General features: G+C 70.6%; 1 protein-coding gene. It reads right to left on the bottom strand.

Annotated features, from left to right (window positions below; genetic code table 11):
- Positions 1-62: 62 nt before the first annotated feature.
- Positions 63-445: hypothetical protein (locus OR16_RS44340; protein ID WP_006164979.1), on the bottom strand; the 383-nt coding region annotated here is incomplete at its 5' end.

Here is a 445-nt window from a genome sequence, read left to right on the forward strand (position 1 = left end):
AAAGGGCGATTCCGTGTCAAATGGCTCAACCGAGCATGATCGACCGCCCTCCAATGTTTGCATCACCCGATCAACGCATCCGCCACCAGATACTCCCCCTCCCACCCCGCCGCCAGCTGCCGGCAACGCCCCAGCGCCACCGCCTGGCGCTCGAAATCCACCACCATCACCGCATCTGCCCCATGCGGACGCGGCGGCTGCTCCATGCTGCGCCATCGCTTAGCAGCCACAACCAGCGCTGCTGCGCCGGACAGCGTGCGCAGCCTGCGCCAGCAGCTGGCCGGCACGCGCCATGCCAAGCGCCAGCGGCGTACGCCGCCACCGGCGATCGGATGGATCCAGGCTTCGCTCCACGGACGGGCCCGCGCCGGCTGCAGGCGCACCTCCGCGCGGCCACCGGCGAAGCACACCAGCGCCACCTCGGCGCGCGCCTGGTAGGCACGCT

It is taken from the genome of Cupriavidus basilensis OR16, assembly GCF_000243095.1.
Lineage (GTDB): Bacteria > Pseudomonadota > Gammaproteobacteria > Burkholderiales > Burkholderiaceae > Cupriavidus > Cupriavidus basilensis_D.